At 72.7% G+C, this 23,678-nt stretch carries 26 protein-coding genes; 7 read left to right on the top strand and 19 right to left on the bottom strand.

The genetic code is table 11. The features are described from left to right. Positions 1-17: 17 nt before the first annotated feature. The 3 genes from KME79_RS23825 to KME79_RS23815 all read right to left on the bottom strand — a co-directional run bounded on the left by KME79_RS23825 (position 18) and on the right by KME79_RS23815 (position 3,186). On the bottom strand, positions 18-275 hold the full coding sequence (locus KME79_RS23825; RefSeq protein ID WP_219546378.1) for a hypothetical protein: 258 nt from the start codon (positions 273-275) through the stop codon (positions 18-20). Positions 276-374: 99 nt separating this feature from the next. Continuing rightward, a complete protein-coding gene (locus KME79_RS23820; protein ID WP_219546377.1) occupies positions 375-815 on the bottom strand; it encodes a pyridoxamine 5'-phosphate oxidase family protein in 441 nt (146 codons plus the stop codon). Positions 816-894: 79 nt separating this feature from the next. After that, positions 895-3,186, bottom strand: coding sequence for an ATP-binding cassette domain-containing protein (locus KME79_RS23815; protein ID WP_219546376.1), 2,292 nt, complete (start codon positions 3,184-3,186; stop codon positions 895-897). 114 nt (positions 3,187-3,300) lie between these two features. On the opposite strand from KME79_RS23815, the gene KME79_RS23810 reads away from it, so the two are divergent. Then, positions 3,301-3,981, top strand: coding sequence for a MerR family transcriptional regulator (locus KME79_RS23810; protein WP_219546375.1), 681 nt, complete (start codon positions 3,301-3,303; stop codon positions 3,979-3,981). An 8-nt stretch (positions 3,982-3,989) separates the two neighbouring features. Here the strand turns inward: KME79_RS23810 and KME79_RS23805 are convergent, their stop codons facing one another. The 5 genes from KME79_RS23805 to KME79_RS23785 form a co-directional block, all read right to left on the bottom strand. Then, a complete protein-coding gene (locus KME79_RS23805; protein ID WP_219546374.1) occupies positions 3,990-4,394 on the bottom strand; it encodes a hypothetical protein in 405 nt (134 codons plus the stop codon). A gap of 2 nt (positions 4,395-4,396) precedes the next feature. Next, positions 4,397-4,930 carry a dihydrofolate reductase family protein gene (locus tag KME79_RS23800; RefSeq protein ID WP_219546373.1) on the bottom strand — a complete coding sequence of 178 codons (534 nt, stop codon included), beginning with the start codon at positions 4,928-4,930 and terminating at the stop codon, positions 4,397-4,399. A gap of 103 nt (positions 4,931-5,033) precedes the next feature. Continuing rightward, positions 5,034-5,678, bottom strand: coding sequence for a response regulator (locus KME79_RS23795; RefSeq protein ID WP_219546372.1), 645 nt, complete (start codon positions 5,676-5,678; stop codon positions 5,034-5,036). Next, positions 5,669-6,784, bottom strand: a complete 1,116-nt coding sequence (locus KME79_RS23790; RefSeq protein ID WP_219546371.1) for a sensor histidine kinase — start codon at positions 6,782-6,784, stop codon at positions 5,669-5,671. Before KME79_RS23790 ends, KME79_RS23795 begins: the two co-directional genes overlap by 10 nt. Beyond that, a complete protein-coding gene (locus KME79_RS23785) occupies positions 6,768-7,385 on the bottom strand; it encodes a DedA family protein (RefSeq protein WP_219546370.1) in 618 nt (205 codons plus the stop codon). The genes KME79_RS23790 and KME79_RS23785 overlap by 17 nt, the downstream gene beginning before the upstream one ends. 100 nt (positions 7,386-7,485) lie before the next feature. Here KME79_RS23785 and KME79_RS23780 point away from each other — a divergent pair, with 100 nt between their 5' ends. Beyond that, positions 7,486-10,209, top strand: coding sequence for an SCO1167/SCO6262 family helicase (locus KME79_RS23780; protein WP_308249025.1), 2,724 nt, complete (start codon positions 7,486-7,488; stop codon positions 10,207-10,209). Continuing rightward, a complete protein-coding gene (locus KME79_RS23775) occupies positions 10,206-11,366 on the top strand; it encodes an SWIM zinc finger family protein (RefSeq protein ID WP_219546368.1) in 1,161 nt (386 codons plus the stop codon). Before KME79_RS23780 ends, KME79_RS23775 begins: the two co-directional genes overlap by 4 nt. Positions 11,367-11,369: 3 nt before the next feature. On the opposite strand, the gene KME79_RS23770 is transcribed toward KME79_RS23775, so the two are convergent. The 6 genes from KME79_RS23770 to KME79_RS23745 all read right to left on the bottom strand — a co-directional run bounded on the left by KME79_RS23770 (position 11,370) and on the right by KME79_RS23745 (position 14,422). Beyond that, positions 11,370-11,765, bottom strand: coding sequence for a VOC family protein (locus KME79_RS23770; protein ID WP_148031594.1), 396 nt, complete (start codon positions 11,763-11,765; stop codon positions 11,370-11,372). A gap of 4 nt (positions 11,766-11,769) precedes the next feature. Beyond that, entirely contained in the window at positions 11,770-12,381 is a 612-nt protein-coding gene (locus KME79_RS23765) for an SRPBCC domain-containing protein (RefSeq protein WP_148031595.1), read from the bottom strand. Positions 12,382-12,386: 5 nt separating this feature from the next. Beyond that, complete coding sequence (locus tag KME79_RS23760) at positions 12,387-12,740, bottom strand: ArsR/SmtB family transcription factor (protein WP_148031596.1); 354 nt, start codon at positions 12,738-12,740, stop codon at positions 12,387-12,389. 109 nt (positions 12,741-12,849) lie between these two features. Further along, positions 12,850-12,999 carry a hypothetical protein gene (locus KME79_RS23755; RefSeq protein WP_187281160.1) on the bottom strand — a complete coding sequence of 50 codons (150 nt, stop codon included), beginning with the start codon at positions 12,997-12,999 and terminating at the stop codon, positions 12,850-12,852. 28 nt (positions 13,000-13,027) lie between these two features. Next, positions 13,028-13,588 carry a dihydrofolate reductase family protein gene (locus tag KME79_RS23750; protein WP_219546367.1) on the bottom strand — a complete coding sequence of 187 codons (561 nt, stop codon included), beginning with the start codon at positions 13,586-13,588 and terminating at the stop codon, positions 13,028-13,030. A 66-nt stretch (positions 13,589-13,654) separates the two neighbouring features. Continuing rightward, entirely contained in the window at positions 13,655-14,422 is a 768-nt protein-coding gene (locus KME79_RS23745; protein ID WP_219546417.1) for a putative protein N(5)-glutamine methyltransferase, read from the bottom strand. A 425-nt stretch (positions 14,423-14,847) separates the two neighbouring features. Between KME79_RS23745 and KME79_RS23740 the strand changes: the two genes are divergently transcribed. Continuing rightward, complete coding sequence (locus tag KME79_RS23740) at positions 14,848-15,687, top strand: nitroreductase/quinone reductase family protein (RefSeq protein ID WP_219546366.1); 840 nt, start codon at positions 14,848-14,850, stop codon at positions 15,685-15,687. Positions 15,688-15,747: 60 nt separating this feature from the next. On the opposite strand, the gene KME79_RS23735 is transcribed toward KME79_RS23740, so the two are convergent. Beyond that, positions 15,748-16,869 (bottom strand): winged helix DNA-binding domain-containing protein, encoded by a 1,122-nt coding sequence (locus KME79_RS23735; protein ID WP_246640296.1) that lies wholly within the window; start codon positions 16,867-16,869, stop codon positions 15,748-15,750. A 112-nt stretch (positions 16,870-16,981) separates the two neighbouring features. Further along, entirely contained in the window at positions 16,982-17,404 is a 423-nt protein-coding gene (locus KME79_RS23730; protein ID WP_219546365.1) for a VOC family protein, read from the bottom strand. Positions 17,405-17,505: 101 nt separating this feature from the next. Between KME79_RS23730 and KME79_RS45170 the strand changes: the two genes are divergently transcribed. Next, entirely contained in the window at positions 17,506-18,663 is a 1,158-nt protein-coding gene (locus KME79_RS45170; protein WP_246640295.1) for a helix-turn-helix transcriptional regulator, read from the top strand. 16 nt (positions 18,664-18,679) lie between these two features. Here the strand turns inward: KME79_RS45170 and KME79_RS45165 are convergent, their stop codons facing one another. Beyond that, complete coding sequence (locus KME79_RS45165) at positions 18,680-19,186, bottom strand: response regulator (protein ID WP_246640294.1); 507 nt, start codon at positions 19,184-19,186, stop codon at positions 18,680-18,682. Between the two features lie 187 nt (positions 19,187-19,373). Here KME79_RS45165 and KME79_RS23710 point away from each other — a divergent pair, with 187 nt between their 5' ends. Continuing rightward, positions 19,374-19,967 (top strand): hypothetical protein, encoded by a 594-nt coding sequence (locus KME79_RS23710; protein WP_219546364.1) that lies wholly within the window; start codon positions 19,374-19,376, stop codon positions 19,965-19,967. A 239-nt stretch (positions 19,968-20,206) separates the two neighbouring features. Here KME79_RS23710 and KME79_RS23705 read toward each other — a convergent pair whose 3' ends face one another. Both KME79_RS23705 and KME79_RS47080 read right to left on the bottom strand, forming a co-directional pair. After that, complete coding sequence (locus KME79_RS23705) at positions 20,207-21,439, bottom strand: PP2C family protein-serine/threonine phosphatase (protein ID WP_219546363.1); 1,233 nt, start codon at positions 21,437-21,439, stop codon at positions 20,207-20,209. Positions 21,440-21,508: 69 nt separating this feature from the next. Continuing rightward, positions 21,509-22,297 (bottom strand): IclR family transcriptional regulator, encoded by a 789-nt coding sequence (locus KME79_RS47080; protein WP_261808552.1) that lies wholly within the window; start codon positions 22,295-22,297, stop codon positions 21,509-21,511. 131 nt (positions 22,298-22,428) lie between these two features. On the opposite strand from KME79_RS47080, the gene KME79_RS23695 reads away from it, so the two are divergent. Further along, positions 22,429-23,670 carry a flavin reductase gene (locus tag KME79_RS23695; RefSeq protein WP_219546362.1) on the top strand — a complete coding sequence of 414 codons (1,242 nt, stop codon included), beginning with the start codon at positions 22,429-22,431 and terminating at the stop codon, positions 23,668-23,670. The last annotated feature ends 8 nt before the right edge of the window (positions 23,671-23,678 follow it).

The following is a 23,678-nucleotide window of genomic DNA, read 5'->3' as shown; positions in this document are numbered from 1 at the left end:
GAGGTCCTGCCCCGCGCTCACCGGCTCGAACATCCGCGCCGGTTCACCGCCTCGACGACGGGCGCCGCGCCGTCCTCCGCCGCGACCCGGACCGCCAGGGCCCGGGCCCGCCGCCGATGGGCCGGGTCGGTGACCGCGGTGGTGACCGCGGTGATGAGCGCGGCGGCCAGCCGTGCGGGCGTCAGGCGGCGCCACGGGATCGCGCCCGGCGCCGTCAGCCCGGCGGCCCAGAACGGCTGGTCGTTCACGCTGGACGCCGCCAAGGAGGCGAGCATCCTGTACGGAACGCCACCCTGGTCGGCCACTACACCCCCGAAGAGGTCACCGCGTCGCTCGACTGCCACCTGGCGCGGCTCCGCGCGACGTGACGCCCGCTAGGCGTCCAGCCACTCGCCGTCACGCATGAGGTCGCGGCCCGCCAGCTCGTCCTCCTCCCGCCACGCCTGCACCCAGACCGGGCGGATCCGGAAATACAGGTACGGGGACGAGAGCGCGCGCGGGTCGAAGCCGGTCTTGGCGGCGAACGCGTCCCCCGTCGCCTCCGGCAGCTCCTGCGGCCGGACCGCCTCGGCCGTCCCCTCGATGAGCACCACGTCACGCGTCAGCCCCACGCCGACGCGCACCCGGCCGTCGGCCACCAGGTTGCGCGCCGTCGGAGTCCTCGCCGCCGTGGAGATCAGCAGCGTCTCACCGTCCCACAGGAACGACAGCGGCACCATGCACGGCCCCTCCCCCGCCGTGGCCACCCACGCGTCCACGTCCTTCTCCAGCCGGGACAGGGTGTCCTTCAACCGTTCCGCCGGCGTACGAGGCATTCTCGAGTCCTTTGCTGTCACATGTGGCACCAGATTGCGGTCACCACCATGACACGCCGCGGCAGGAGGACGTGACGCGCTACCGGCCCACGTAGGCGCGCAGGTGGCGGGCCGTCAGCGTGTCACCCGAGCCCACCAGGTCGGCGGGCGTGCCCGCGAAGACCACCCGGCCGCCGTCGTGACCGGCGCCCGGCCCCAGGTCGACGATCCAGTCGGCGTGCGCCATCACCGCCTGGTGGTGCTCGATCACGATCACCGTGTTGCCGTCGTCCACCAGCCGGTCCAGCAGGCCCAGCAGATGGTCGACGTCCGCCAGGTGCAGGCCGGTCGTCGGCTCGTCCAGCACGTAGGTGGAGCCGTTCCTGGCCATGTGCACCGCCAGCTTCAGGCGCTGCCGCTCACCGCCCGACAGCGTCGTCAGCGGCTGGCCCAGGCCCAGATAGCCCAGCCCGACCGCCTCCAGCCGGTCCAGGATGACCTTGGCCGGGCCGCTGGTGAAGAACCCGGCCGCCTCGGCCACCGGCATCTCCAGCACCTCGCTGATGTTCTTGCCGCGCAACCGGTAGGCCAGCACCTGCGGCGTGAACCGCCTGCCCTCGCACTCCTCGCACACCGTCGCCACCCCGGCCATCATCGCCAGGTCGGTGTAGATCAGGCCGATGCCCTTGCACGCCTGGCAGGCCCCCTCGGAGTTGGCCGAGAACAGCGCCGGCTTGACCCCGTTGGCCTTGGCGAACGCCGCCCGGATCGGGTCGAGCAGCCCCGTGTACGTGGCCGGATTGCTCCGCCGCGACCCGCGGATCGGCGACTGGTCGGCCACCACCACGCCCTCGCGGCCGGCGACGTAGCCGTGGATGAGCGAGCTCTTGCCCGACCCGGCCACCCCGGTGACCACGGTCAGCACCCCCAGCGGGAGGTCGGCGTCCACACCTTGCAGGTTGTGCAGGGTCGCGCCGCGGATCGGCAGCCACCCGGCCGGCTCGCGCACCTTCTCCCGCAGCGTCACCCGGTGGTCCAGGTAGCGGCCGGTGAGGGTGCCGGAGGCGCGCAGCCCCTCCAGGTCGCCGGCGTAGCAGAGTGTGCCGCCCTGCGCGCCGGCGCCCGGCCCCAGGTCGGCCACGAAGTCGGCGATGGCGATCATCTCCGGCTTGTGCTCCACCACCAGCACGGTGTTGCCCTTGTCGCGCAGTTTGATCAGCAGCTCGTTCATCCGCTGGATGTCGTGCGGGTGCAGCCCGGCGGTCGGCTCGTCGAAGACGTAGGTGGCGTCGCTCAGGCTGGAGTTGAGATGGCGGACCATCTTGACCCGCTGCGCCTCGCCGCCGGACAGCGTGCCCGACTCCCGGTCCAGGCTCAGATAGCCCAGCCCGATCTCCACCAGCGAGTCGAGCGTGGCCCTCAGGTTGTCCAGCACCGGGCCCACCGCGGGGTCGCCGATGCCGCGCAGGAAGCCGGCCAGGTCGTTGATCTGCATGGCCGAGCACTCGGCGATGTTGCGCCCGCCGATCCGCGCCGAGCGGGCCGCCTCGTTGATCCGGGTGCTGTCGCAGGCCTGGCAGCGCATCAGCTTGACCGCCCGGTCGGCGAACGCGCGGGCCTGCCCCTTCAGCGACTCGCGGTCCTTGCCCAGGTACTGCTTGCGCACCCGGACCACGAGCCCCTCGTAGGTGAGGTTGCTCGACCCGACCTTCACCTTGGTGGTCGGCTTGTGCAGGAAGTCCTCCCACTGCTGGGGGGTGAAGTCCTTCAGCTTGACCGCCGGGTCGTAGAAGCCCGAGTTCGCCATCACCTGCCAGTACCACGAGTCGACCGGGAACCCGGGTGCCTTGATCGCGCCCTCGTTCAGCGACAGCTCCCGGTCCACCAGCTCGTCCACGTCGATGTCGGTGATCTGGCCCAGGCCCTCGCACTCGGGGCACATGCCCTGCGGGGTGTTGAAGCTGAAGGCGTAGGCCGGGCCCACGTGCGGGGTGCCGATCCGGCTGAAGACGATCCGCAGCATCGTGTACGTGTCGGTCGCGGTGCCGACCGTGGAGCGGGCGTTGGCGCCCATCCGCTCCTGGTCGACGATGATCGCCGCGCTCAGGTTGTGCAGCGCGTCCACGTCCGGCCGGTTCAGCGGCGGCATGAACCCCTGGATGAACGCGGTGTACGTCTCGTTGATCAGCCGCCGCGACTCGGCGGCGATGGTGTCGAAGACCAGCGACGACTTGCCGGAGCCGGACACCCCGGTGAACACGCTGAGCCGCCGCTTCGGGATGTCGAGGGAGATCCCGGCCAGGTTGTTCTCCCGGGCGCCGCGCACCTGGATGTGGTCGTGGCCGTCGGCGGCGCGGTAATCAGACTTTCGTAGATCGTCGGCGATAGTCATGCCATCAAGTCTGTCATTGAAGTTGCAAGTGTAAGGTTTCGCGGTCGTGGCCTGGAGGAGGCGTCGGTAACCTTAAAGTGCGACGTAACCCCTGTTTATGGAAGGCGGGCGCCCGTGCGGCCCATCGATCTGGCGCGCGTCGCGGGCCTGTCGACCCAGCAGATCCGCAACTACGCCGACGACGGCGTCCTGCCGCCCACCCCGCGCACGCCCGCCGGCTACCGCCGCTTCGACGCCCGCCACCGGCAGGCGCTGCTCACCTACCGGGCGCTGGCCGCCGGCCACGGCTGGGACGCCGCCCGCCAGATCATGCGGGCCGTGCACGCCGGCGACGTGCCGCACGCCCTCGAACTCGTCGACGCCGGCCACGCCGAGCTGCACGGACGGCGCGCGGCCCTGGAGTCGGCAGGGCGGGCGCTGGAGACGGCGGGCCACGAGGAAGGCCCCTTCCGGGGCAGCCTGCGCATCGGCGAGGTCGCCGCCCGGCTGGGGGTGCGGACCTCGGCCCTGCGCGTGTGGGAGTCGGCGGGACTGCTGGCGCCCCGCCGCGACCCGGCCACCGGCTACCGACTCTACGGGCCTGCCGACGTCCGCGACGCACGGATGATCTTCATGCTGCGGCAGGCCCGCCACCCGTTCCCGCAGATCAGGCCCGTCCTCGACGGGCTGCGCCGCACCGGCAGCAGCGACGCCCTGCGCGCCGCCATCGCCCGCCGCCGCCAGGAGCTGACCGAGCGCGCCACCGCCATGCTGGCGGCCGCCGCACGCCTGCACGAGTATCTTTCCGGCGGTTGAGACCCGGTCTATCGGGACGCGCCGCCGGTGAAAGGCGGCTCGCCCTCCTTCAACGGGCGGAAACGCAGCGCCGACCACGTCTCGTCCACCGCCACCTGGCCGTTCGGGCGCAGCCCGAACTCGCCCACGATGGGCCAGAGCGTGTCACGGTTGACGTCGGACTTGCCGCCCTTCGGATAGGCGACCCAGAGCACCGGCGGGCCCTTCAGCCGGTCGCGCTGCCCGTCCAGCAGGCCGCGGGCCGAGGCCGCGTCGGCGGCGAAGAACACCCCCACCGCCGCCTCGCCCAGGTCCTCGACGTAATCCGCGCCCTCCGGCAGGGGGCCGACGAGCGGCCGGTGCTCCCCCGCGGAGACCCACACGGTGCCGCCCGGCTTGACGAGCAGCTTCTCGGCGACGGTCTTGGCGGCCATGGTCAGGCCCTCCCGTAGGTCAGGTCCAGCACGCCGGTGCCGAACGTCTCGGACTTGGTGAGCTTGAGCGGGATGTGCCCCGCGCCCTCCTCGAACAGCCTCTGCCCGCTGCCGACGACCACCGGGTGCACCAGCAGGTGCAGCTCGTCCAGCAGGCCCTCCCGCAGCAGCGACACCACCAGGGTGGGGCTGCCGCTCATGCCCAGGTCGCCGCCCGGCCCCTCCTTGAGCGCGGCCACGTCACCGGCGGCGATCACCGTGGTGTTCTGCCAGGCGGGGTCGGTGAGCGTGGAGGAGACCACGTACTTGGCGCGGCCGTTCATCATGGCGGCCAGCGGGTCGCCCGGATCCTGGTGAGGCCAGTGGGAGGCGAACGTCTCGTAGGTGTTGCGGCCCAGCAGCATGGCCTCGCAGCGCCGCATGAGCGTGTCGACCGACCGGCCCATGTCCTCGTCGTAGTACGGGAAATGCCACTTCTCCGGCGACTCCACGACGCCGTCGAGCGAGATGAACAGCCCTGCGACGATCTTCCGCATCGTTGACTCCTCGTTTCGGGGTGTGGCTCCACCGTCCCACCGACAAATAAATTTGTCAAGGCGGGCCGCAGGTCACCCCAGGAAGGTGATACGTCCAGAAAAATCAGGAACCGAGGAAGCGGAGCACCGCCAGCATCCGCCGGCTGTAACCGGTGACGTGCGACAGGTCCAGCTTGTCGAACAGCGCGTTCACGTGCTTCTCCACCGCGCTCTGCGACACGTGCAGCGCCTGCGCGATCGAGGCGTTCGTCAGCCCCTGCGCCATCAGCTCCAGCACCTCGCGCTCCCGCGCCGTCAGCCTGGCCAGCGGATCCACCTGACTGGTGCGGGCCAGGAGCTGGCGCACCACCTCGGGATCGAACGCCGCGCCGCCCGCGCCCACCCGCTCCAGCGCGTCCAGGAAGTCGGCGACCTCCGCCACCCGGTCCTTCAGCAGGTAACCGACGCCCGACACGTCCGAGCTCATCAGCTCGGTCGCGTACCGCTTCTCCACGTACTGCGACAGCACCAGCACCTTCACCCCCGGCCAGCGCCGCCTGATCTCCAGGGCCGCGCGCAGCCCCTCGTCGGTGTGCGTCGGCGGCATCCGCACGTCCACCACCACCGCGTCCGGCAGATGCGCGGCCACCGCCGCCACCAGCGCCTCACCGTCGCCCACCGCCGCCGGCACCTCGTGCCCCTCCTCCAGCAGCAGCCGGACCAGCCCTTCGCGCAGCAGCGTCGAATCCTCCGCCAGGATCACCCGCACGGCAGCTCCGCCCTGATCACCGTCGGCCCGCCGGGCGGGCTGTCCACCGCGAAACCGCCGTCCAGCGCCGCCACCCGGCGCCGCAGCCCCGACAGCCCGCCACCGGACGCGCCCGCGCCGCCCACCCCGTCGTCACGCACCGACACCACCAGCGCCGCACCCTCCATCCGCACCGCGACCTCGACGCGACCGGCCCCGGCGTGCTTGTTGGCGTTCGTGACGGCCTCGCTCACCACGAAGTACGCCGCCGTCTCCACCGCGGGCGGTGGCCGCCCCGGCAGGTCACACGCCACGGTGACCGGCACCTCGGACCGCTCGGCCACCCCGGCCAGCGCCTCGTCCAGCCCGAGCGCGTCCAGCCCGCTCGGATACACCCGCCAGGCCACCTCGCGCAGCTCGCCCAGCGCCTGCTGCGCCTCGACGTGCGCCTGGTCCATCAGAGCCGGATGGCCGCGCCGCGCCCGCCCGATCAGCATCGACAGCGCCACCAGCCGCTGCTGCAGCCCGTCGTGCAGGTCACGCTCGATCCGGCGCCGCTCGGAGTCGACCGCCGCCACGATGCCGGCCCGGCTCTCCGACAGCTGGACGATCCGGCGCTCCAGCGCCTCGGTACGGTCGGGGCCCAGCATCCGAACGGCCAGCCGCCGCTCCAGCACGTGCACCCCCGCCAGTCCCGTCAGCGCGAGGAACAGCAGCACGCCGCCCAGCGTGAAGGTGTAGAGCCCCAGCGGCACCGACCGCGACATCCCGTCGTACGCCTCGTCCAGGACCCACGCCCAGACCAGCCGGCCCGCCTGCCAGGCGCCGAACACCAGCAGCACCAGCACCAGCGCGCCGAGCAACCCCAGCGGCACCCGCGCGGCCAGGAACAGCCGCGCCCGCGAGCCGTCCCCGCCCCCGGCAGGGGGATCCAGGCTCGCGCGGTCCAGGACGGCCGGATCCAGCAGCAGGCGGCGCGCCTCCCACCGGGCCAGCCACCGCGCGGCCCCGGCCGTGCCGCCCGCGAACGGCAGCGTCACCAGCAGGAACACCGCCTCCACCGGCGCGGTCAGCGCACCCAGCACGACCGCGCCGAGCACCCGCGCCCCCTCAGCGGCGAAGCGCATGGCGTCCCTTGCGCCGCTCGCTCAGCCGCACCACCACGAAGACCACCACCGCGAGCAGGACCAGGCCGAGCACCACCTTGGAGGCCACCCCCATGTACGTCTCGACCAGATGCCACTTCTCGCCCAGGTAGTAGCCGGCCAGCACGAAGGTGGTGTTCCAGATGCCGCTGCCGGCCGCCGTGAGCAGAGTGAACTGCAGCACCGGCATCCGCTCCACCCCGGCGGGCACCGAGATCAGACTGCGGAAAATCGGAATGAACCGGCCGAAGAACACCGTCGCCTTGCCGTGCTTGAGGAACCACGACTCCGTCTTCTCGATGTCGGAGACCTTCACCAGCGGCATCTTCGCGGCGATCGCCAGCACCCGCTCGCGGCCGAGCAGCGCGCCCACCCAGTAGAGGGCCAGCGCGCCGACGATCGAACCGATCGTGGTCCAGACGAGAGCGTCGACCAGGCCCATGTTGCCCCGGCTGGCCGTGAAACCCGCAAGCGGCAGGATGACCTCGCTCGGAATCGGCGGGAACAGGTTCTCCGCCGCCACCGCCATGCCGGCTCCCGGCGCGCCCAGGAGCTCCATCAACTGCACAACCCAATCAACCATGCGCCAAGGGTACGGAAGATCGGGTGGTCCCGTTGATGAGGCGGGCTTCCGTGTTCAGGTGTGGGAAACCACACCCCCGCGTACCGTACACTGTACGGTTGTGACAGACGGACAGGATTCGGTACGGAACGCGGTCGTCTTCGAGCCCGGCGAACCGCCCAGAGCGGGCCGCATGGCCTTCCTCGGACCGGCGGGCGCGGACACCGTCACCGTCGCCGAACCCTACGACGAGGGCATCCGCGTACGCGAGGCGGCCGCCACCAGGACGCCCGTGGCCGAGGCCGTCGCCGCGCTGGCCAGAGCCCGCACCGACGCCTCGGCCCACCCCGCGGCCCGCTTCTGGGGCGCGGCGGCGCTGGTGGCGCTCCAGCTGGTCACCCGCGGCCGCATCCGCCCCACGGTGACCGCGGCCGGCCACGACGCCTGGCGCGCCGGCCCTTTCGACGCCGCCGACGTCCAGCGCATCCGCGAACTCGCCGACGCCATGCCGGCCTCCGCCCGCGCCGTCCCCCTCGGAGAGGACCACGGCGACGCCGGACCCGTGCTGGCCGACGCCGAGACGCTGGTGCGGGCGTTCCTGGACGCCGTGGCCGACGGCATGCCGCGCTCACCCGGCGCCGTCAAGGCGACCGGCACCACCGCGTTCGCCGCCGTGCGCCCCGTCAAGGTGCCGAAGCTGCGCCGGTGGGCCGAGGACGTCTCCGCCGACCTCGACGCCGGCGTGCGGGTGTCCCTGCGGATCGAGGCCGACGACGTGGCCGCGGGCGAGTACCGCGCCGTGGTGCAGGTGCACAGCCTGGCCGGCCCGTCACTCGTGGTGGACGCCGCCGACCTGTGGCAGGGCCGCGACCCCGGGTTCGGCGGCCGTGCCAGGATCGAGACGACCATCGCCCTGCGCCGGGCCGCCCGCGCCTGGCCCCGCCTGGCGGCGCTGCTCGACAGCCCCGTCCCCGACGAACTGCCGCTGACCGACGAGGACGTCGGCGACCTGCTGGCCGGAGCCGCCGGACGGCTCACCGCCGCCGGGGCCGAGGTCCACTGGCCGCGCTCCCTCGTACGCGGACTGAGCGCCCGCGCCGCGATCGGCGAGCGCGACGCGGCCCCGTCCGACCTGCCCTCGTTCCTCGGCGGCCACCACCTGGTCGCCTTCGACTGGCAGCTCGCCCTCGGCGGCGAGCGGCTCACCGCCGCCGAGATGGACCACCTCGCCGAGACGCACCGGCCCGTCGTACGGCTGCGCGACCAGTGGGTGCTCATCGACCCCGACCTGGCACGCAAGGCACGCCTGCGCGAGCTCAAGCCGCTCACCCCCGTGGACGCGCTCGCCGCCGCGCTCACCGGCACCGTCGAGGCCGACGGCGAACAGGTGCCGGTCGAACCCGGCGCGTGGCTGAGCGAGCTGCGCGACCGGCTGGCCGAACCGGAGGACCTCGCCCCGCCGCCCGGCCTGGCCGCCACACTGCGCGACTACCAGCTGCAGGGCCTGCGCTGGCTGGCCAGGATGACCTCACTCGGGCTCGGCGCCTGCCTGGCCGACGACATGGGCCTGGGCAAGACCATCACCCTCATCGCCCTGCACCTGCACCGCGGCGGCGGGCCCACACTCGTCGTGTGCCCGGCGTCGCTGCTGGGCAACTGGGAGCGGGAGATCACCAGGTTCGCCCCCGGCGTGCCGGTACGCCGCTACCACGGCTCCGCCCGCACCCTGGCCGACGAGGGATTCGTGCTCACCACGTACGCCACCATGCGGCGCGACGCCACCCGCCTGGCCGCCCACCCGTGGGACCTGGTCGTCGCCGACGAGGCCCAGCACGTCAAGAACCCCGCCTCCGGCACCGCCGGCGCGCTGCGCGAGATCCCCGCCGCCGCCCGCGTCGCCCTCACCGGCACCCCCGTCGAGAACAACCTGTCGGAGCTGTGGGCCATCCTCGACTGGACCACCCCCGGCCTGCTCGGCACGCTGCCCCGGTTCCGCGCCCGCTGGGCCGGGCCGATCGAGTCCGGCGACACCGGGACCGCCGACCGGCTGTCGCGGCTGGTGCGGCCGTTCCTGCTGCGCCGCCGCAAGTCCGACCCCGGCATCGCGCCCGAACTGCCGCCCAAGACCGAGACCGACCGGCCGGTCGCCCTCACCACCGAGCAGGCCGGCCTGTACGAGGCCGTCGTACGCGAGATGATGACGCGGATCGAGGGCGCCGGCGGCATGGCCAGGCGCGGCCTGATCGTCAAACTGCTCACCGGGCTCAAACAGATCTGCAACCACCCCGCCCAGTATCTGCACGAGACCGCGCCCCGGCTGACCGGCCGCTCCGGCAAGCTCGAACTGCTCGACGAACTGGTCGACACCATCGTCGCCGAGGACGGCGCGGTGCTGGTCTTCACCCAGTACGTGACCATGGCCAGGCTGATCGCCCACCACCTGGCCGCCCGCGGCGTCCCCAGCCAGCTGCTGCACGGCGGCACCCCGGTCGCCCGCCGCGAGGAGATGGTCCGCCGCTTCCAGGACGGCGAGACGCCGGTGTTCCTGCTGTCGCTCAAGGCCGCCGGCACCGGGCTCAACCTCACCCGCGCCGACCACGTCATCCACTACGACCGCTGGTGGAACCCCGCCGTCGAGGACCAGGCCACCGACCGCGCCCACCGCATCGGCCAGACCAGGCCCGTCCAGGTCCACCGGCTGATCACCGAAGGCACCATCGAGGACCGGATCGCCCTGATGCTCGCCGCCAAACGCCAACTCGCCGACGCCGTGCTCGCCTCCGGCGAAGCGGCCCTGACCGAACTGACCGACGCCGAGCTCGCCACCCTCGTGGAGCTGAGATGACCGCCGCCCGCGGCTTCCCCGCCTTCCCCCGCCAGCGCGCCGGCGCCCGCTTCGCCACCACCTGGTGGGGCCAGGCCTGGCTCAAGGCCCTCGCCGACACCTCGCTCGACCAGGGGCTCCTCCAGCGGGGCCGCGCCTACGCCAAGACCGGGCAACTCGGCCCCATCACCGTCAGCCCCGGGCGGCTGGCCTCCGTCGCCGAGCACGAGCACGACACGGTCGTGCGGGTCGAGCAGCTCTCCGACGCCGCATGGGACCGCTTCCTGGACCAGGTGGCGGCCAAGGCCGGGCACATCGCCGCCCTGCTCGACCGCGACATGCCCCACGACCTGGTACGGGCCGCCGAGGCCGCCGGCGTGCCGCTGCTGCCCGCGGTCGGCGACCTGGAACCGGAATGCTCGTGCCCCGACTGGGCGTGCCGGCACGCGGCCGCGCTCTGCTACCAGGCCTCCTGGCTCCTCGACGCCGACCCCTTCGTCCTGCTGCTGCTACGCGGCCGGGGCGAGCAGGAGCTGATCGAGGCGCTCCACCAACGAGACATCCCGGGCGCGCGGAGCGAGAGCGCCGAGGGCGCGGCGGGCACTGGCGGTGCGACGGGCGCGCGGGCCGGGACGCTGCCGGGCACGCCCGCGCGCGAGGCCTTCGCGCGCGGGATGCCCCCGCTGCCCGACCCGCCCCCGCTGGACGCCCCCCACGCGCCGCTCGGGCTGGAGCCCGCCCCCGGCGTGGACGTGGCCGCGCTGGAGGTGCTGGCCGCCTCCGCCGCCTCCCGGGCGCGCGACCTGCTCGTCTCCGGCCGCCTGCCGGTTCTGACCGAACACCAGGACCGGGTACGGATGAGCGCCGCGTTCGGCCTCGACCTCGGCCTCGACGCCCAGGTGGCGGCCTGGCGACACGGCGGCGCCGCCGGGCTGGAGGCGCTGGAGACGGCGTGGACCCCCGCCCGGCAGGACCTCGCCAGGGCGCGGGCCATGCTGGACGCGGCCTGGGAGGGCGAGCCACCCGCCGGGGTGGAGTGGGCCCGCAACCGCTGGACCATCGGCGACCGCCAGCTCAGATACGGCAGGGACGGCCGGTGGTACCCCTTCGAGCGGCGCGGCGACACCTGGTGGCCCGCCGGCCCGCCCGCCCGCGACCCGGCCGCGCTGCTCGGCTGACCGTCAGGGCAGGTTGAGCTGCCAGGAGACGCCGAACCGGTCGGCCACCCAGGCGAACTTGGCGCTGAAGCCGTACTGGCCGAGCGGCATCATCGCCCCGCCCTGCTCCGACAGCACCGGGTAGAGCCGGTCGATCTCCTCCTCCGACTCGCACTCCACGAACAGCGACAGCGACGGGGTGAACGTGAAGGCGTGCGACACATAGCTGTCGTTGCAGAGGAACTCCTGCCCGCAGACCCGCAGGTGGGCGAGCTGGATGCTGCCCTCCGGCCCCGGCTCGCCAGGGCCGTAGCGGACCACGGAGATCACCTCCGCGTCGTCGAACACCTTCAGGTAGAAGTCGATCGCTTCCTGCGCCCTGCCCTCGAACATGAGGAACGGCGTGATCTTCTTGGGCATCGCGTCACTCCGCGGGGGGTGCGTAGAAGGCGGTGGTCGCGGCGGTCACCGCGGCGGCCAGCTCGGGCGAGGCGCCGGAGGCCCGGAACGCCTCGCCCCAGGACCCGCTGCTGCGGACGATGAACTCCCGCCCCTCATCGGTCTCGTGGAAGTGCTCCTCGTCCACCTTCTCGCCGCCGGTCAGGTGCAGCGCCAGGCCGAGCAGCCCGAGGTCCCAGCCGACGCCGACCGAGCCGGGACCGAACTGCTCCCAGAACTCGGGCGGCACCACGGCCTCGTGGCGCAGCTCGAAGCGGGTGCGGTCGCCGTCGGCCGCCAGGCGCACCTCCACGTACGACGCCGGGGCCTCACCCATCACCCATGACACCCTGAACCGGTTCGGCGGCTCGCAGGACAGGACCTCGCCGCCGGCGTTGCCCTTCAGCTGGTAGCTGCCGCCGAGCCGCAGGTCGCCGGTGATCGGCAGGAACCAGCGCGAGATGCGCTCCGCGCTGGTGCAGGCGTCCCAGAGATCCTCCAGGCCGGTGTCGTAGTGGCGGGTGAGCTCGACGACCTTGGCCTCGCCGGTGTCGCGCACCTCGCGATGGGTACGGGTGATCTCGTCGATGATGTCCATCGAAGTCAGCTTTCTGTCGGATGGCTGTCGCGGGCACGGCGTTCCCGCTTGCCGCGGGCGATCTCCGTGGACAGCGCGTCGAGGCGCTGCTCCCAGAAGCCGCGGAAGCGGTCCAGCCACTGGTCGACCTCGCGCAGGGGCGCCGGGTTCACGACGTAGAAACGCCGGGTGCCCTGGGCGCGCACGGTGGCGAAGCCGTTGTCGCGCAGCACCTTCAGATGCTGCGACACCGCGGGCTGGGAGATGCCGTGCTCACGCTGGATGACGGCGGTGACCTCACCGGAGCTCAGCTCGCCGCCGGCGAGCAGCTCCAGGATCCGGCGCCGGACCGGATCACCGAGAATGTCGAACGCGTGCACGAACAGAGTGTTTCAGGCAACGCTTATATAAGTCAAATGTGAAATATCTGGGGTGTCCGCGCAAGGCGACGGCGGCGCCACGCCGGGCGCCGCCGTCACGAAAGAGCCGTCAGTGCCGCCGGGAACGGAACTTGTCCAGGAAGTGCCTGGCCTTGTGTTGGTTGCGGGGGTCGCGGGCCATCCGCTTGGCCGATTCGACCGTCTGCCTGCCTTTCGGGCTGCGCATGTACGCGCGCACCCGGTCCATGAGCGATGCCATGGCCGTCCCCTACCCCACACGGCCGCGGCTACCGCCCGACCCCGTAACGCAGGAAGATCACCCCGTTGCCGAAGCGCCGCTCGTCCAGCAACTCCAGGTCGGCGCGCACCCCGGCGGGGAAGAACGGGACGCCGCCGCCGACGACCGCCGGCCCGACGAAGAGCTGGAACTCGTCCACCAGCCCCGCCCGGATCGCCTGCGCCGCCAGGTCCGGCCCGTCGACGGTGAGGTCGCGGTCGGAGGCCGCCTTCAGCTCACGCACCCGCTCCGGGTCGAAAGCCCGCTCGATCCGGGTCCGCCCGCTGGACACCTCCTCCAGCGTCGTCGAATAGACGACCTTGTCGGCGGCCTGCCAGACCTTCGCGCACTCCAGGATGAACGGCGGCTGGTCCGGCAGCGTGTGCGCGGTCTCCCAGAAGACCATCGTCTCGTACATCCGGCGGCCGTAGAGGTAGGTGCCGATCGACCGCATGTGCTCGTTGACGAACGTGTGCGACTCCTCGTCCGGCGCGCCCCAGCCGTAGTCGCCGTTCTCGTCGCTCACGTAGCCGTCCAGCGAGGTGATCATCGAGTAGATCAGCTTGCCCATCGCGGGCCTCCCGTCCTTCCGTCACTTCCCCGGGCAGACCTCGGGCCGCCCGGAAACTCATCGGGGTCAGCCCTGCCGGGTGGCGATGAGGACGGTGGCGTCCCAGTCGCCGGAGTGGGCGACGCGGGGTGTCAGGCCATGGCGGGCGATCGCCTCGACCGCGTGCGCCGCCTGCCGGCCGCCGGTCTCGAAGAGCAGGTGACCGCCGGGGGCCAGCCACCGCCCGGCGGACGCGGCCACCCGGCGCAGCACCTCCAGCCCGTCCCCGCCGCCGTCCAGCGCCACCCGGGCCTCGTGCAGGCGGGCCTCCGCGGGCAGCAGCGGGATCTCGCCGGTGGGCACGTACGGGACGTTGGCCAGCAGCAGGTCCACCCGGCCGCGCAGCCCGGCGGGCAGCGGATCGAACAGATCTCCCTCGTACACCCGGGCGCCCGGCAGGTTGCGGCGGGCGCAGGCGACGGCGGCGGGGTCGATGTCGGAGGCGTGCAACTCGACCTCGCCCAGCGCCGCCACCAGGGCGGCGCCGAGCGCGCCGGACCCGCAGCACAGATCCACCACGACCGCCGCCGGGCCGGGCGCGGCGGCGATCGCCTGCTCGGCCAGGAACTCGGTGCGCGGACGCGGCACGAAGACGCCAGGATCGACCTGGATACGCAGGCCGCGGAAACGGGCCCAGCCCAGGACGTGCTCCAGCGGCTCGCCGGCGGCGCGGCGCTCCACCAGGCGGGCCAGCTCGGCGGGATCGGGGGCGGCGGCGGCCAGCAGGCGTGCCTCGTCCTCGGCGAAGACGCAGCCCGCGGCGCGGAGCCGGGTGACGATGGCGGCAAGGGACATGAGCGCCTTTCGGTATGTCACGGGCGCTCTCCCCCCGGCCGGCTAGACCGGGCAGATGTCGTGAGGTGAGAGCACCCGGCGGGTACGTGCGGGAATCGGTCTCACCTCCTCGTCCATAGCTGGGATGGCGACATTAGCCGAGCCGCGTCCCCGCCCGCAAACACCGGGACGGGATTTGACAGCCGTCGAACGGGCGGCGTTGAATGATCGGCAGGTCGCGTGACGCCGCATGGGAGGACTGCGGCGGCATGGAGGCCGCGACGTAAGGGGACGACACCGTGACCACTTCACACGGACGCGCCTGACCTGAACCGCGCCTGCGCGCCGTCCCCGCTTCCCCTTTTTTCGCTTCATAGCTCCGCCAGCTATGCGCTTTTCCGCGCGGTCGGCGTGCGGGCTTTCCCACCGATCGGAGAGAGCACCGCATGACCATGGACTTCAACCAGCACGTCATCGAGCAGTTCAGGGCCGGCCAGGGCCGGGTCGGGCCGCCCTTCGAGGACGCCCGCCTGCTCCTGCTGACCACCACCGGCGCCAGGACCGGCAACCGCCGCACCACCCCGCTCGGCTACCTGCTCGACGAGGATCCGGGCCGGCTGTACGTCATCGCCTCCGCCGGCGGCTCCCCCCGCCACCCCGCCTGGTTCCACAACCTCCGCAAGAACCCGCGCGTCACCGTCGAAACCGGCGCGTTCACGTACGAGGCCGACGCGCGCATCCTGGAAGGCGCCGAACGCGACCGGATCTTCGCCCGCGCCACCGGGACCGACCCCGGATGGGCACGGTACGAGACCGCGTCCGGCCGCCCCCTGCCCGTGGTGGCACTCGACCTCGCGGGCCCGCCCGCCCCCGCCGCCGCGCGGCCCGGCGACGGGCTCAAGCTCATCCACGACGCCTTCCGCAAGGAGCTGGCCATCGTCCGCAAGGAGGTCGCCGAGTCCGGCGGCGGCCTGGGCGCGCAACTGCGGATCAACTGCCTGGCCGTCTGCCAGGGGCTGAGCCACCACCACACGATGGAAGACGCCCACATGTTCCCGCACCTCGACGAGCAGTACCCGGAGATCGCCGACGTCATGGCCCGGCTGCGCCGCGAGCACGAGGAGATCGCCCGCCTCCTGGAGGAGCTGCAGCGGCTCGTCGCGGGCGAGCACACCGACCGGGCGGCGGTGTCGGCGGAGGTGGACCGGCTGACCGCGCAGGTGGAGGCACACCTGGACTACGAGGAGGAGAACCTCATCCCGATCCTGAACGCCAACGCCCCATGACGTCGCCGGCCTGCGCCTGACCGCCCGCCCCGCCAGACCCGACGCCACGGCGTCCGGTGGTCAGTGGGGGGATGCGGTGATCCGGACGCCGTCACTGTCGCCGTCGGACAGGAACGTCGCCAGTTGCTGTCCCTGGTCGGCCACGGCTGTCCGGTCGGCCGGGCTGAGGCGGCGCAGCGGGGTGACCGTCACGGTGCCCGACTCGACGGTCCAGGTCGCGGCGACCCGGCCGTCGACCAGGACGACGCGGGCGCCGGCGACCGACAGGCCCCGGTGCGCGTCGTCGATGATCCGGCCCCGGGCGTGGTAACCGAGGATCGCGTTGTCGAACGCCGGCAGGAACCGCACCGGGGCGGGCGTGTCGGGGTCGGGGCGCGGCGCGTCGGGCAGGTCCAGCAGCTCCCGGCCCCGCTCGTCACGGAAGGAGACCAGCTCCTCCCGTACCGCGGCCACCGCACCCGGCAGCCCGGCCAGGCCGGACCAGGCGCGCAGATCGGCCGTGGCGGCCGGGCCGAACGCGGCGAGATAGCGCCGCACCAGCGCCTGGCCGACCGGGTCGGAGCCGTCCGGGACATGCGGGTCGATCTCGCGCCCCAGCCAGGACGAGAGCAGCACGTTGCGCACCCCCGCCCTCGCGCGCCAGAGCCCGCGCGGGGGCGCCTGCGCCACCGGGACGAGGGCGGAGATCACCATCTCGCCCAGGGCCCGCCGTCCCGGCTCCGGCCAGCGCCCGGCGAGCGCCTCCACGACTTCGGCCATCGAACGCGGTTCGCCGTCGGCCATCACCGCCCGGCCCGCCGCGGCCAGCTCGTCCAGGTCCACCCCGGCGAGCTCGCGACGGTAGACCCCGAGCACGCGCTGGCGCAGCATGGCGTCGTGGCGCGCCCGCCAGGCCAGCACGTCACCGGCGGTGACGAGGTGCACGGTGCGGCGCATCAGATGGACCCGCACCACGCTCCGCCGGACCAGCAGACCGGAGAGCGCCGCCGGGTCGAACGCGCGCAGGCGCGACCAGAGGCCGACGAACGGCTCCTGAGGCTCCTGCGCCTGCAGCCCGCACAGGTGCGCCACGGCGCCGGTGACCGGCAGGTCGGCGCGCTCGAGCAGCAACTGCCGGGCGAGCGTCGCGCGGTTCAGCGCCCGCTCACCGAGAACGGTCCGCACCGGGGGCCGCATCGTCATGGTGGTCACTTTCCTCGTCGTGCTTCCGGGGGCGTCGTCGTTTCCGGGGTTGTTCTGGGAGGTGTCGTCGTTCTGGGGGTGTGGTCGCGAGAGTGCGGCGTGCGCCTGTGGCTCAGCCGCTGTATTCGCTCGCCACGTCCAGGACCCAGACGACGCCGAAGCGGTCCGTGAGCATCCCGTAGAGCGGCGCCCATTCCGCGGGCGCCAGCGGCCGCGCGACGGTCGCTCCGGCGGAGAGCTTCTCCCAGTAGGCGGTGACCTCCTCGGCGGTCTCGCCGCGGAGTGAGACGAAGAACGAGTTGTCACCCCGGTCCCACGGCATCCCGGCGGGCACGTCGTAGGCCATCACGTGGAAGCCGTCGCCGGCGATCACCTGGCCCCACATCACCTGGTCCGCCTCGGCGGGGTTCCGCACGATCCCGGCGTCCTCGTACGTCACGGCGGTGAGTTCGCCGCCGAAGACGGAACGGTAGAACTCGAGCGCCGGGCGGGCGTCGCCGCGGAAGTTCAGATGAGTCACGGACTTGACGGACATTTCGGCTCCTGACCTCTTCATGGGTTTCGTGGTGTTCCGGGGACAACAGTCGCAGGGGTAGCGGTCAGGTTGTGGCCGCTACTCACGGCAATATGGGAGACATGCCGAAGACCTCAGCACGGCTGCTGGCGTTGCTCTCGCTGCTCCAGGCGCGCCGCGACTGGCCCGGAGCGGTGCTGGCCGAGCGGCTGGACGTCAGCCCGCGCACCGTCCGCCGCGACGTCGACCGCCTGCGCGAGCTCGGCTACCCGATCGTGGCCGCCAAAGGTCCCGACGGCGGGTACCGGCTCGACGCCGGCGCCGACCTGCCCCCGTTGCTGTTCGACGACGAGCAGGCCGTCGCGCTGGCCGTGGCGCTCCAGACCGCCGCCGCCAGCGGCGCCGGCATCGGGGAAGCGGCGGCACGCGCGCTGACCACCGTCCGCCAGGTCATGCCCGCGCGCCTGCGCCACCGGATCGACACCCTCCAGATCACCGCCGTCGAGCGACCCGCCCCCCACCCGCTCCCACAGGTCGGCAGCGGCGTACTCGCTGCGCTAGGCGCCGCCGTCCGCGCCCGCGAAGTCCTCCGCTTCGACTACGCCCCCGCCTCCCTGATCATCAGCCCCGCCTCCCGGCCACCGACGGACGATCACCCTCCCGCGTCTCCGACGGACGACAACATCCGCCCACCCCGCCGGTACGCCCCCGCATCGCCGACCGACGATCGCGCTCCCGCATGTCCGACGGACGACGTGCCCGCGTCACCGACGGATGACGGCATGCGGCCGCCTCGCCGGGTGGAGCCGCATCATCTTGTCACCTGGGGTGGGCGGTGGTATCTCGTCGCCTGGGATCTTGATCGCGACGACTGGCGGACCTTTCGCGTTGATCGCATCAGCCCGCGCACGCCCAACGGGCCCCACTTCGCTGCGCGTGAGGTGCCCGGAGGCGATGTGGCCGCGTTCGTGGCGGGCCGGTTCCGCGGTGGTGGCTCCGGTGACTGGCCCTGCCGGGGTGAGGTGGTGCTCCGGCTGCCCGCCGCCACCGTCTCGCGCTATCTCCGTGACGGCGTCGTGGAGGAACTCGGCGCGGACCGCTGCCGGCTCGTCCTGGGCTCCTGGTCGTGGGCCGGACTCGCCGCGAGCATCGGCAGGTTCGACGCCGACATCGAGGTCGTCGGCCCGCCCGAGCTCAAGGACGCGTTCGCCCAGCTGGCCCGCCGCTTCGCCCAAGCCGCCACCGCCCCTCTGCCGCCACCCTCGCGAGAAGGCGCCTGACCGGCCGTCCCGAGGGTCAGGCGGGGTGGTCGATCCGGAGCATGAGCACCCGGGTCCGGCAGCGGCCCTGGGCGAGTCGCCGGCAGATCTCGTCCCCATGGACGCCGGGCAGGTCGCGGGCGAGGACCTCGAAGTCCTCGACGAGGAGAACCCTCACCGCCGCGCACCGGCGGTCGTCGTGCGGGTGGGGCAGCCGAGCCGGCCACCGGGTCGAGGTGCCATGGGTCAACGATGCCAGAGCCCAGGTTCCGGCCAGGTCGCAGCCGCTGCGGCCCGGCCGGAACCCGGTGCCGCGTACAACCGTCGGAAGGGGAACGGCGGCATCACCGCCCGGGTGGCGGACATGACCGGGCAGATCCGGCTGCCGGACGCCGAACTCGGGGTCCGCAACGTCCAGGAAGGAGTGGTGCCGTGGGCCAAGGCCGGGCTCCTCGTCAGGCAGAGCCTCCAGCGAGGCACACCGTACGCCGCCGTCATGCTCACCGGAGACCACGGCGTGCGGATGCAGTACAACTACGTCCACGACATGCCCGGCGGTCCCCGCAACGGCCCGCGGTGGCTGCGGGCTGACCAGGTCGGGCGACACCATCAGCGGCTACGAGTCGGACGACGGCAGGACGTGGACCGAGGTCGGCACGGTCAAGCTGACCGGGCTGCCGGAGACGGTCGAGATCGGGCTGTTCGTCACCTCACCAGGCGTTCTGTGGGACATGGCGAAAGCCTTCGCCCAGGCGACCGCCACCTTCGACCAGATCACGCCGCAGGGCGCGAACGGATCGTGGCGGCACGACGACGCCGGCGCCGTCCTGGAGTCCGACGGCAGGACCCCGCATCACCCGGGCGGGGTCGTGGAGTCCGGCGGCAAGCTCATCGTGACCGGTGGCGGTGCCATCGGGCCCGCCACGGTGGAGGGCGGTATGCGCGCCGACCTCTTGCTGATCGGCGGGGCCTCGGGGCTGATCCCGGTACTCGTGGCGGCGGTGACGTTCTTCACGGCGGACCACCGGCGCGGGAGAATCGGCCTGCCGGCGCGGCGGCTGGCGGCCGAGGCCGCGGTGGTCGGTGCGGTCGCGTTCGTGGCGGGGCTGGTGGCCTCGGGAGTCGTGGTCCCCGCCGGCCTGGCGGTGTTGCGCGCCCATCAGAACCCGATCCAGCCGATCACCCTGGGTACCGAGGTGCGGGTGATCGTCGGCTTTGCGGCGCTGACCGCGGCCGCCGCCGTGCTGGCTCTGGGCCTGGCCGCGCTGGTCGAACGGGGCGTCGCCGCCGTCGGACTGGCCGTCGCGCTGGTCGTCGTGCCCTAGCTGCTGGCCACCGCCGGTCTGGCGCCATGGCTTCTGGCGGTCACCCTTGCCGCCGGGTTCGCGATCACGCAGAGCGTCGCCACGTTCGCGCATGTGGATGTGGACCGGTCACTGCTCGGCGGCTATTACCCGGTCCCGCCATGGGCAGGTTTGACCGTGACGTGCGGATATGCCGCCCTCGCCGTCGGGGTGGCGATCACCGCCTACCGCAGGAAAGGCCGGCCGGGTGCAGCGGTGTCTTAGAGCGTGACGCCCGGGCGTCTGCCGGACATCCACTCGACCGTCAGCACGGTCGCGTCGTCCTGCAGCCGGCCGCGCTGGTAGCGCATGATCGACTGGATGAGCCGGCGCAGCGTCTCCGGCGCCGGCAGGCCGTCGGCCTCCCTGCGGACGATGTAGTCGATGAACCGCTCCAGCCCGAACGGCTCCCCCTCGGGGCTGCGCGCCTCGACGATGCCGTCGGTGTAGAAGAGCAGCCGGTCGCCGGCGTGGAGCTGGTAGTGCTCCACCTCGGCGCGCCGGCCCAGCCTGAAGCCCATCGGCGGCGCGGGCTTGGCGCTTCCCAGGGTGGCGGCCAGCTTGCCGTTGCGGACCACCAGCGCCGGGTGGTGGCCGCGGTTCACCCAGGACAGCGTTCCCGTCGACATGTCGAGGTTGGCGATGATGCCGGTGGCGAACCGGCTCAGCTGGAAGTGCTGGGCGATCGCCTCGTCGATGGCCTCGCTGATCGCCACCAGGCCGGCGCCTTTGAGCCGGTTGCTGCGGCAGGAGCCGACCGCGATGCTCGCCGTCAGCCCGGACGCCAGATCGTGCCCCATCGCGTCGAAGATCGACACGTGCAGCTGGTCGTCCTCGATGCCGTACTCGAACACGTCACCCCCCACCTGGTAGGCGGGCTCCAGCGCGGCGGCGATCACCACTTCGTCGTTGGCGAAGCTGCCGTTCGGCAGCAGGTTGTGCAGCACCTCGGCCGACAGCGTCATCGGCTTCTCGCGCACCATCCGCGAGTAGGTGTCGCTGGTCTGGCGTTTGCTCACCACCAGCAGCGACAGCAGCGTCGACAGGCGCTTGAACCGCCACTCGATGACCTCGTCGACCCGTTGCGTGATGCCGCCCACCACGCCGACCCGCTCCGTGCCGTCCAGGAGCGGCGACCACAGGCGCAGCCCGTCCTCCTGCTCGCAGGGCGGGAGGTCCTCGTCGGGCCGGGCGTGCACCAGCTCGACGTTGCGGAACGCGCGACCGGCGATCGTGGTGTCGATGTTCAGCCGCGTGAGCGGCTCGCCCCCGGCGCTGAACTGGTTCGGCAGCGGCACCAGGTACTTCTGCTGCAGGTCGGAGACGTAGACCATGGGGTTGCTGAAGCCCGCCATGGGGGCGTGCTCGTTGAGCAGCGGGACGATGTCCTCGAAGGAGGCGGTGTGGCTGTTGCGCAGCAGGCCGCCCAGCATGAGCTCGCCGTCACTCCGCATGACACCCCTTTCCCCCTCCGGCATCAGAGCATCTACCCCGGCGGCGGCGCCTTGCACGTGGGAGGGCGCTCAGCCGGAGTGGCCGAGCTGGGCCGACAGCCGGGACGCCGACTCCACGACGAGGGGCGCCTGCTCCTGCATGCGCGGCTTGAAGCGGCTGCTCGGCCCCGCGACGCTGACCGCGGCGATCACCAGCCCGTCGTGGTCGAAGACGGGGGCGGCGATCGACGCCGCGCCCTCCAGGCGTTCCCCGAGCGAGGAGGCGTAGCCACGCCGCCGGATCGCCGCCAGCTCGGCCCGCAGCCTGACGGCGTCCGTGATCGTCCTGCCGGTGAGCGCGGTGAGCTGGTGCCTGGACAGGAAACCCTCGATCTCCTCCTCGCGCAGGAACGCCAGGATGGCCTTGGAGGAACTGCCCGCGTGCAGCGGGTAGGGGATGCCCAGCGAGACCTCCATGCGCAGGTCATGGTCGGGCACGACCTGCTCGACGTAGAGGCGGGTGTCGCCGCGCCGCACCGACAGGGTGGCGGTCTCGCCCGACTGGGCCGACAGCCGGCGCAGCTCGGGACCGGCCATCGCCCGCAGGTCGGTGCGCGCCAGGTAGGCCCGGCCGAGCGCGATGGCGGCGTGGCCCAGCGAGTAGCGCCTGGTGACCGGGTCGACGGCGATGAGGTCGCGGTTGCGCAGCGCGGTGAGGATGCGGTGGACCGCCGCCTTGGTCAGGTCGAGCTCGGTGGCGATCTCGGTGACTCCCAGGTCAGGGCGCGTGCTCCGGCCGAACAGCAGCAGAACGTCCATGGCGCGCTCCACCGCGGCGATGGAACGGCTCTGGTTCTCCGACTCGGCCTGGGCGTGCACCTGACCCCCTCGTAGATCGACGACACGTCCAGTCTATTTCCCTTGGGGAAACGCCGTCACATTGACACGAAAATGGCCGTTCGTTACCTTCAGCGTGACACTGTTTCCATCAATGGAACATATGGAGACCGGTGACTGCAGACGGCGAGTCCTTCCGCGCGGCCATGGCGCAGTGGCCGAGTGGCGTGGTCGTCGTGACCACCGGGGCCGCGGGCGCCTGGCACGGCATGACCGCCAGCTCCTTCGCGAGCGTGAGCCTCGACCCGCCGATGGTGCTCATCTGCCTGGCACGCGGCACCAGGACCCACCGGCTGGTGACCGAGCACGGCTTCTTCGCCGTCAGCGTGCTCGGCAAGGACCAGGTCGCGATCGGCCGCAGGTTCGCCGGCCAGGAGCCCGCCGCCGACAGGTTCGCCGGCACCGCCTGGACCCCGGGCCCGAGCGGCTCCCCCGTGCTCGCCGACTCCGTCGCCTGGCTCGACTGCCGGGTCGCGCACGCGTACCCGGGAGGAGACCACACGATCTTCGTCGGCGAGGTGCTCACGAGCGCCACCCCGCGCCGGGTGGCGCCGGTGCTGTTCCACTCGCGCGCCTGGGGCCAGCTCGCCGACCCGCTGCCCGACCACATCGGCGTGGCCGACACCGGGCTGCTCGCCGTGCTGCGCGCCCGCGGCTTCACCGGCGCCCGGCTGGCCGGCATCGCCCGCGCGCTGCGCGCCGCCGGCAGCCGCGTACGCCTGTTCGACCCGTACGAGTTCGATCCGTACGCGTTCGCGCGGGACCTCGACCCGGCCACCGCCTCGGCCCTGATCACCGAACCCGCCCAGGTGCGGGCCGTGGCCTCGGCCGGAGCGGGGGTGGCCGAGTTCACCGCCGCGGAACCCGGACCGGCCGCCCGCGTCCTGGAGGCCGCCCGCCGCGCCGGACTGACCACCGTCGGGCACGTCCCCGAGGCCTTCGCCTCGGACCGCGCCGAACAGGTCATGGCCACCGTCGCCCGGCTGGCCGAGCTCGGCTGCGACGAGATCGGGCTGGAAGAGGGCGCCGTCCCCGCGACCCCGGTCCGCGTCCGCGGCCTGCTCCAGGACGCCGCAGCCGCCGCACGACAGGCCACCGTCCGCATCGGCCTGCGCGAACGCCACGGCATCGGCCTGGTCAACGCGCTGGTCGCGATGAAGAGCGGGGTGCGCCACTTCGACACCACGCTGGGCGGCCTCGACGGCGCGCTGCCCGCCGAGGACGTGCTGTTCCTGGCCGGCCAGCTCGACGTCGACAGCGCCGTCGACCGGTCGGTGCTGGTCGCCAGCGCCGCCGAGCTGGAGAGCACCTGGGGGTCCGTGCTGCCCGGACGCACCTACAGATTCGCCAACTAAGGGGAGAA

This window comes from Nonomuraea harbinensis (assembly GCF_019396385.1).
Taxonomy (GTDB): Bacteria; Actinomycetota; Actinomycetes; order Streptosporangiales; family Streptosporangiaceae; genus Nonomuraea; species Nonomuraea ferruginea.
The sequence above is the reverse complement of the archived record's forward strand: the minus strand, read 5'-3'. Positions and strand labels throughout refer to the sequence as shown.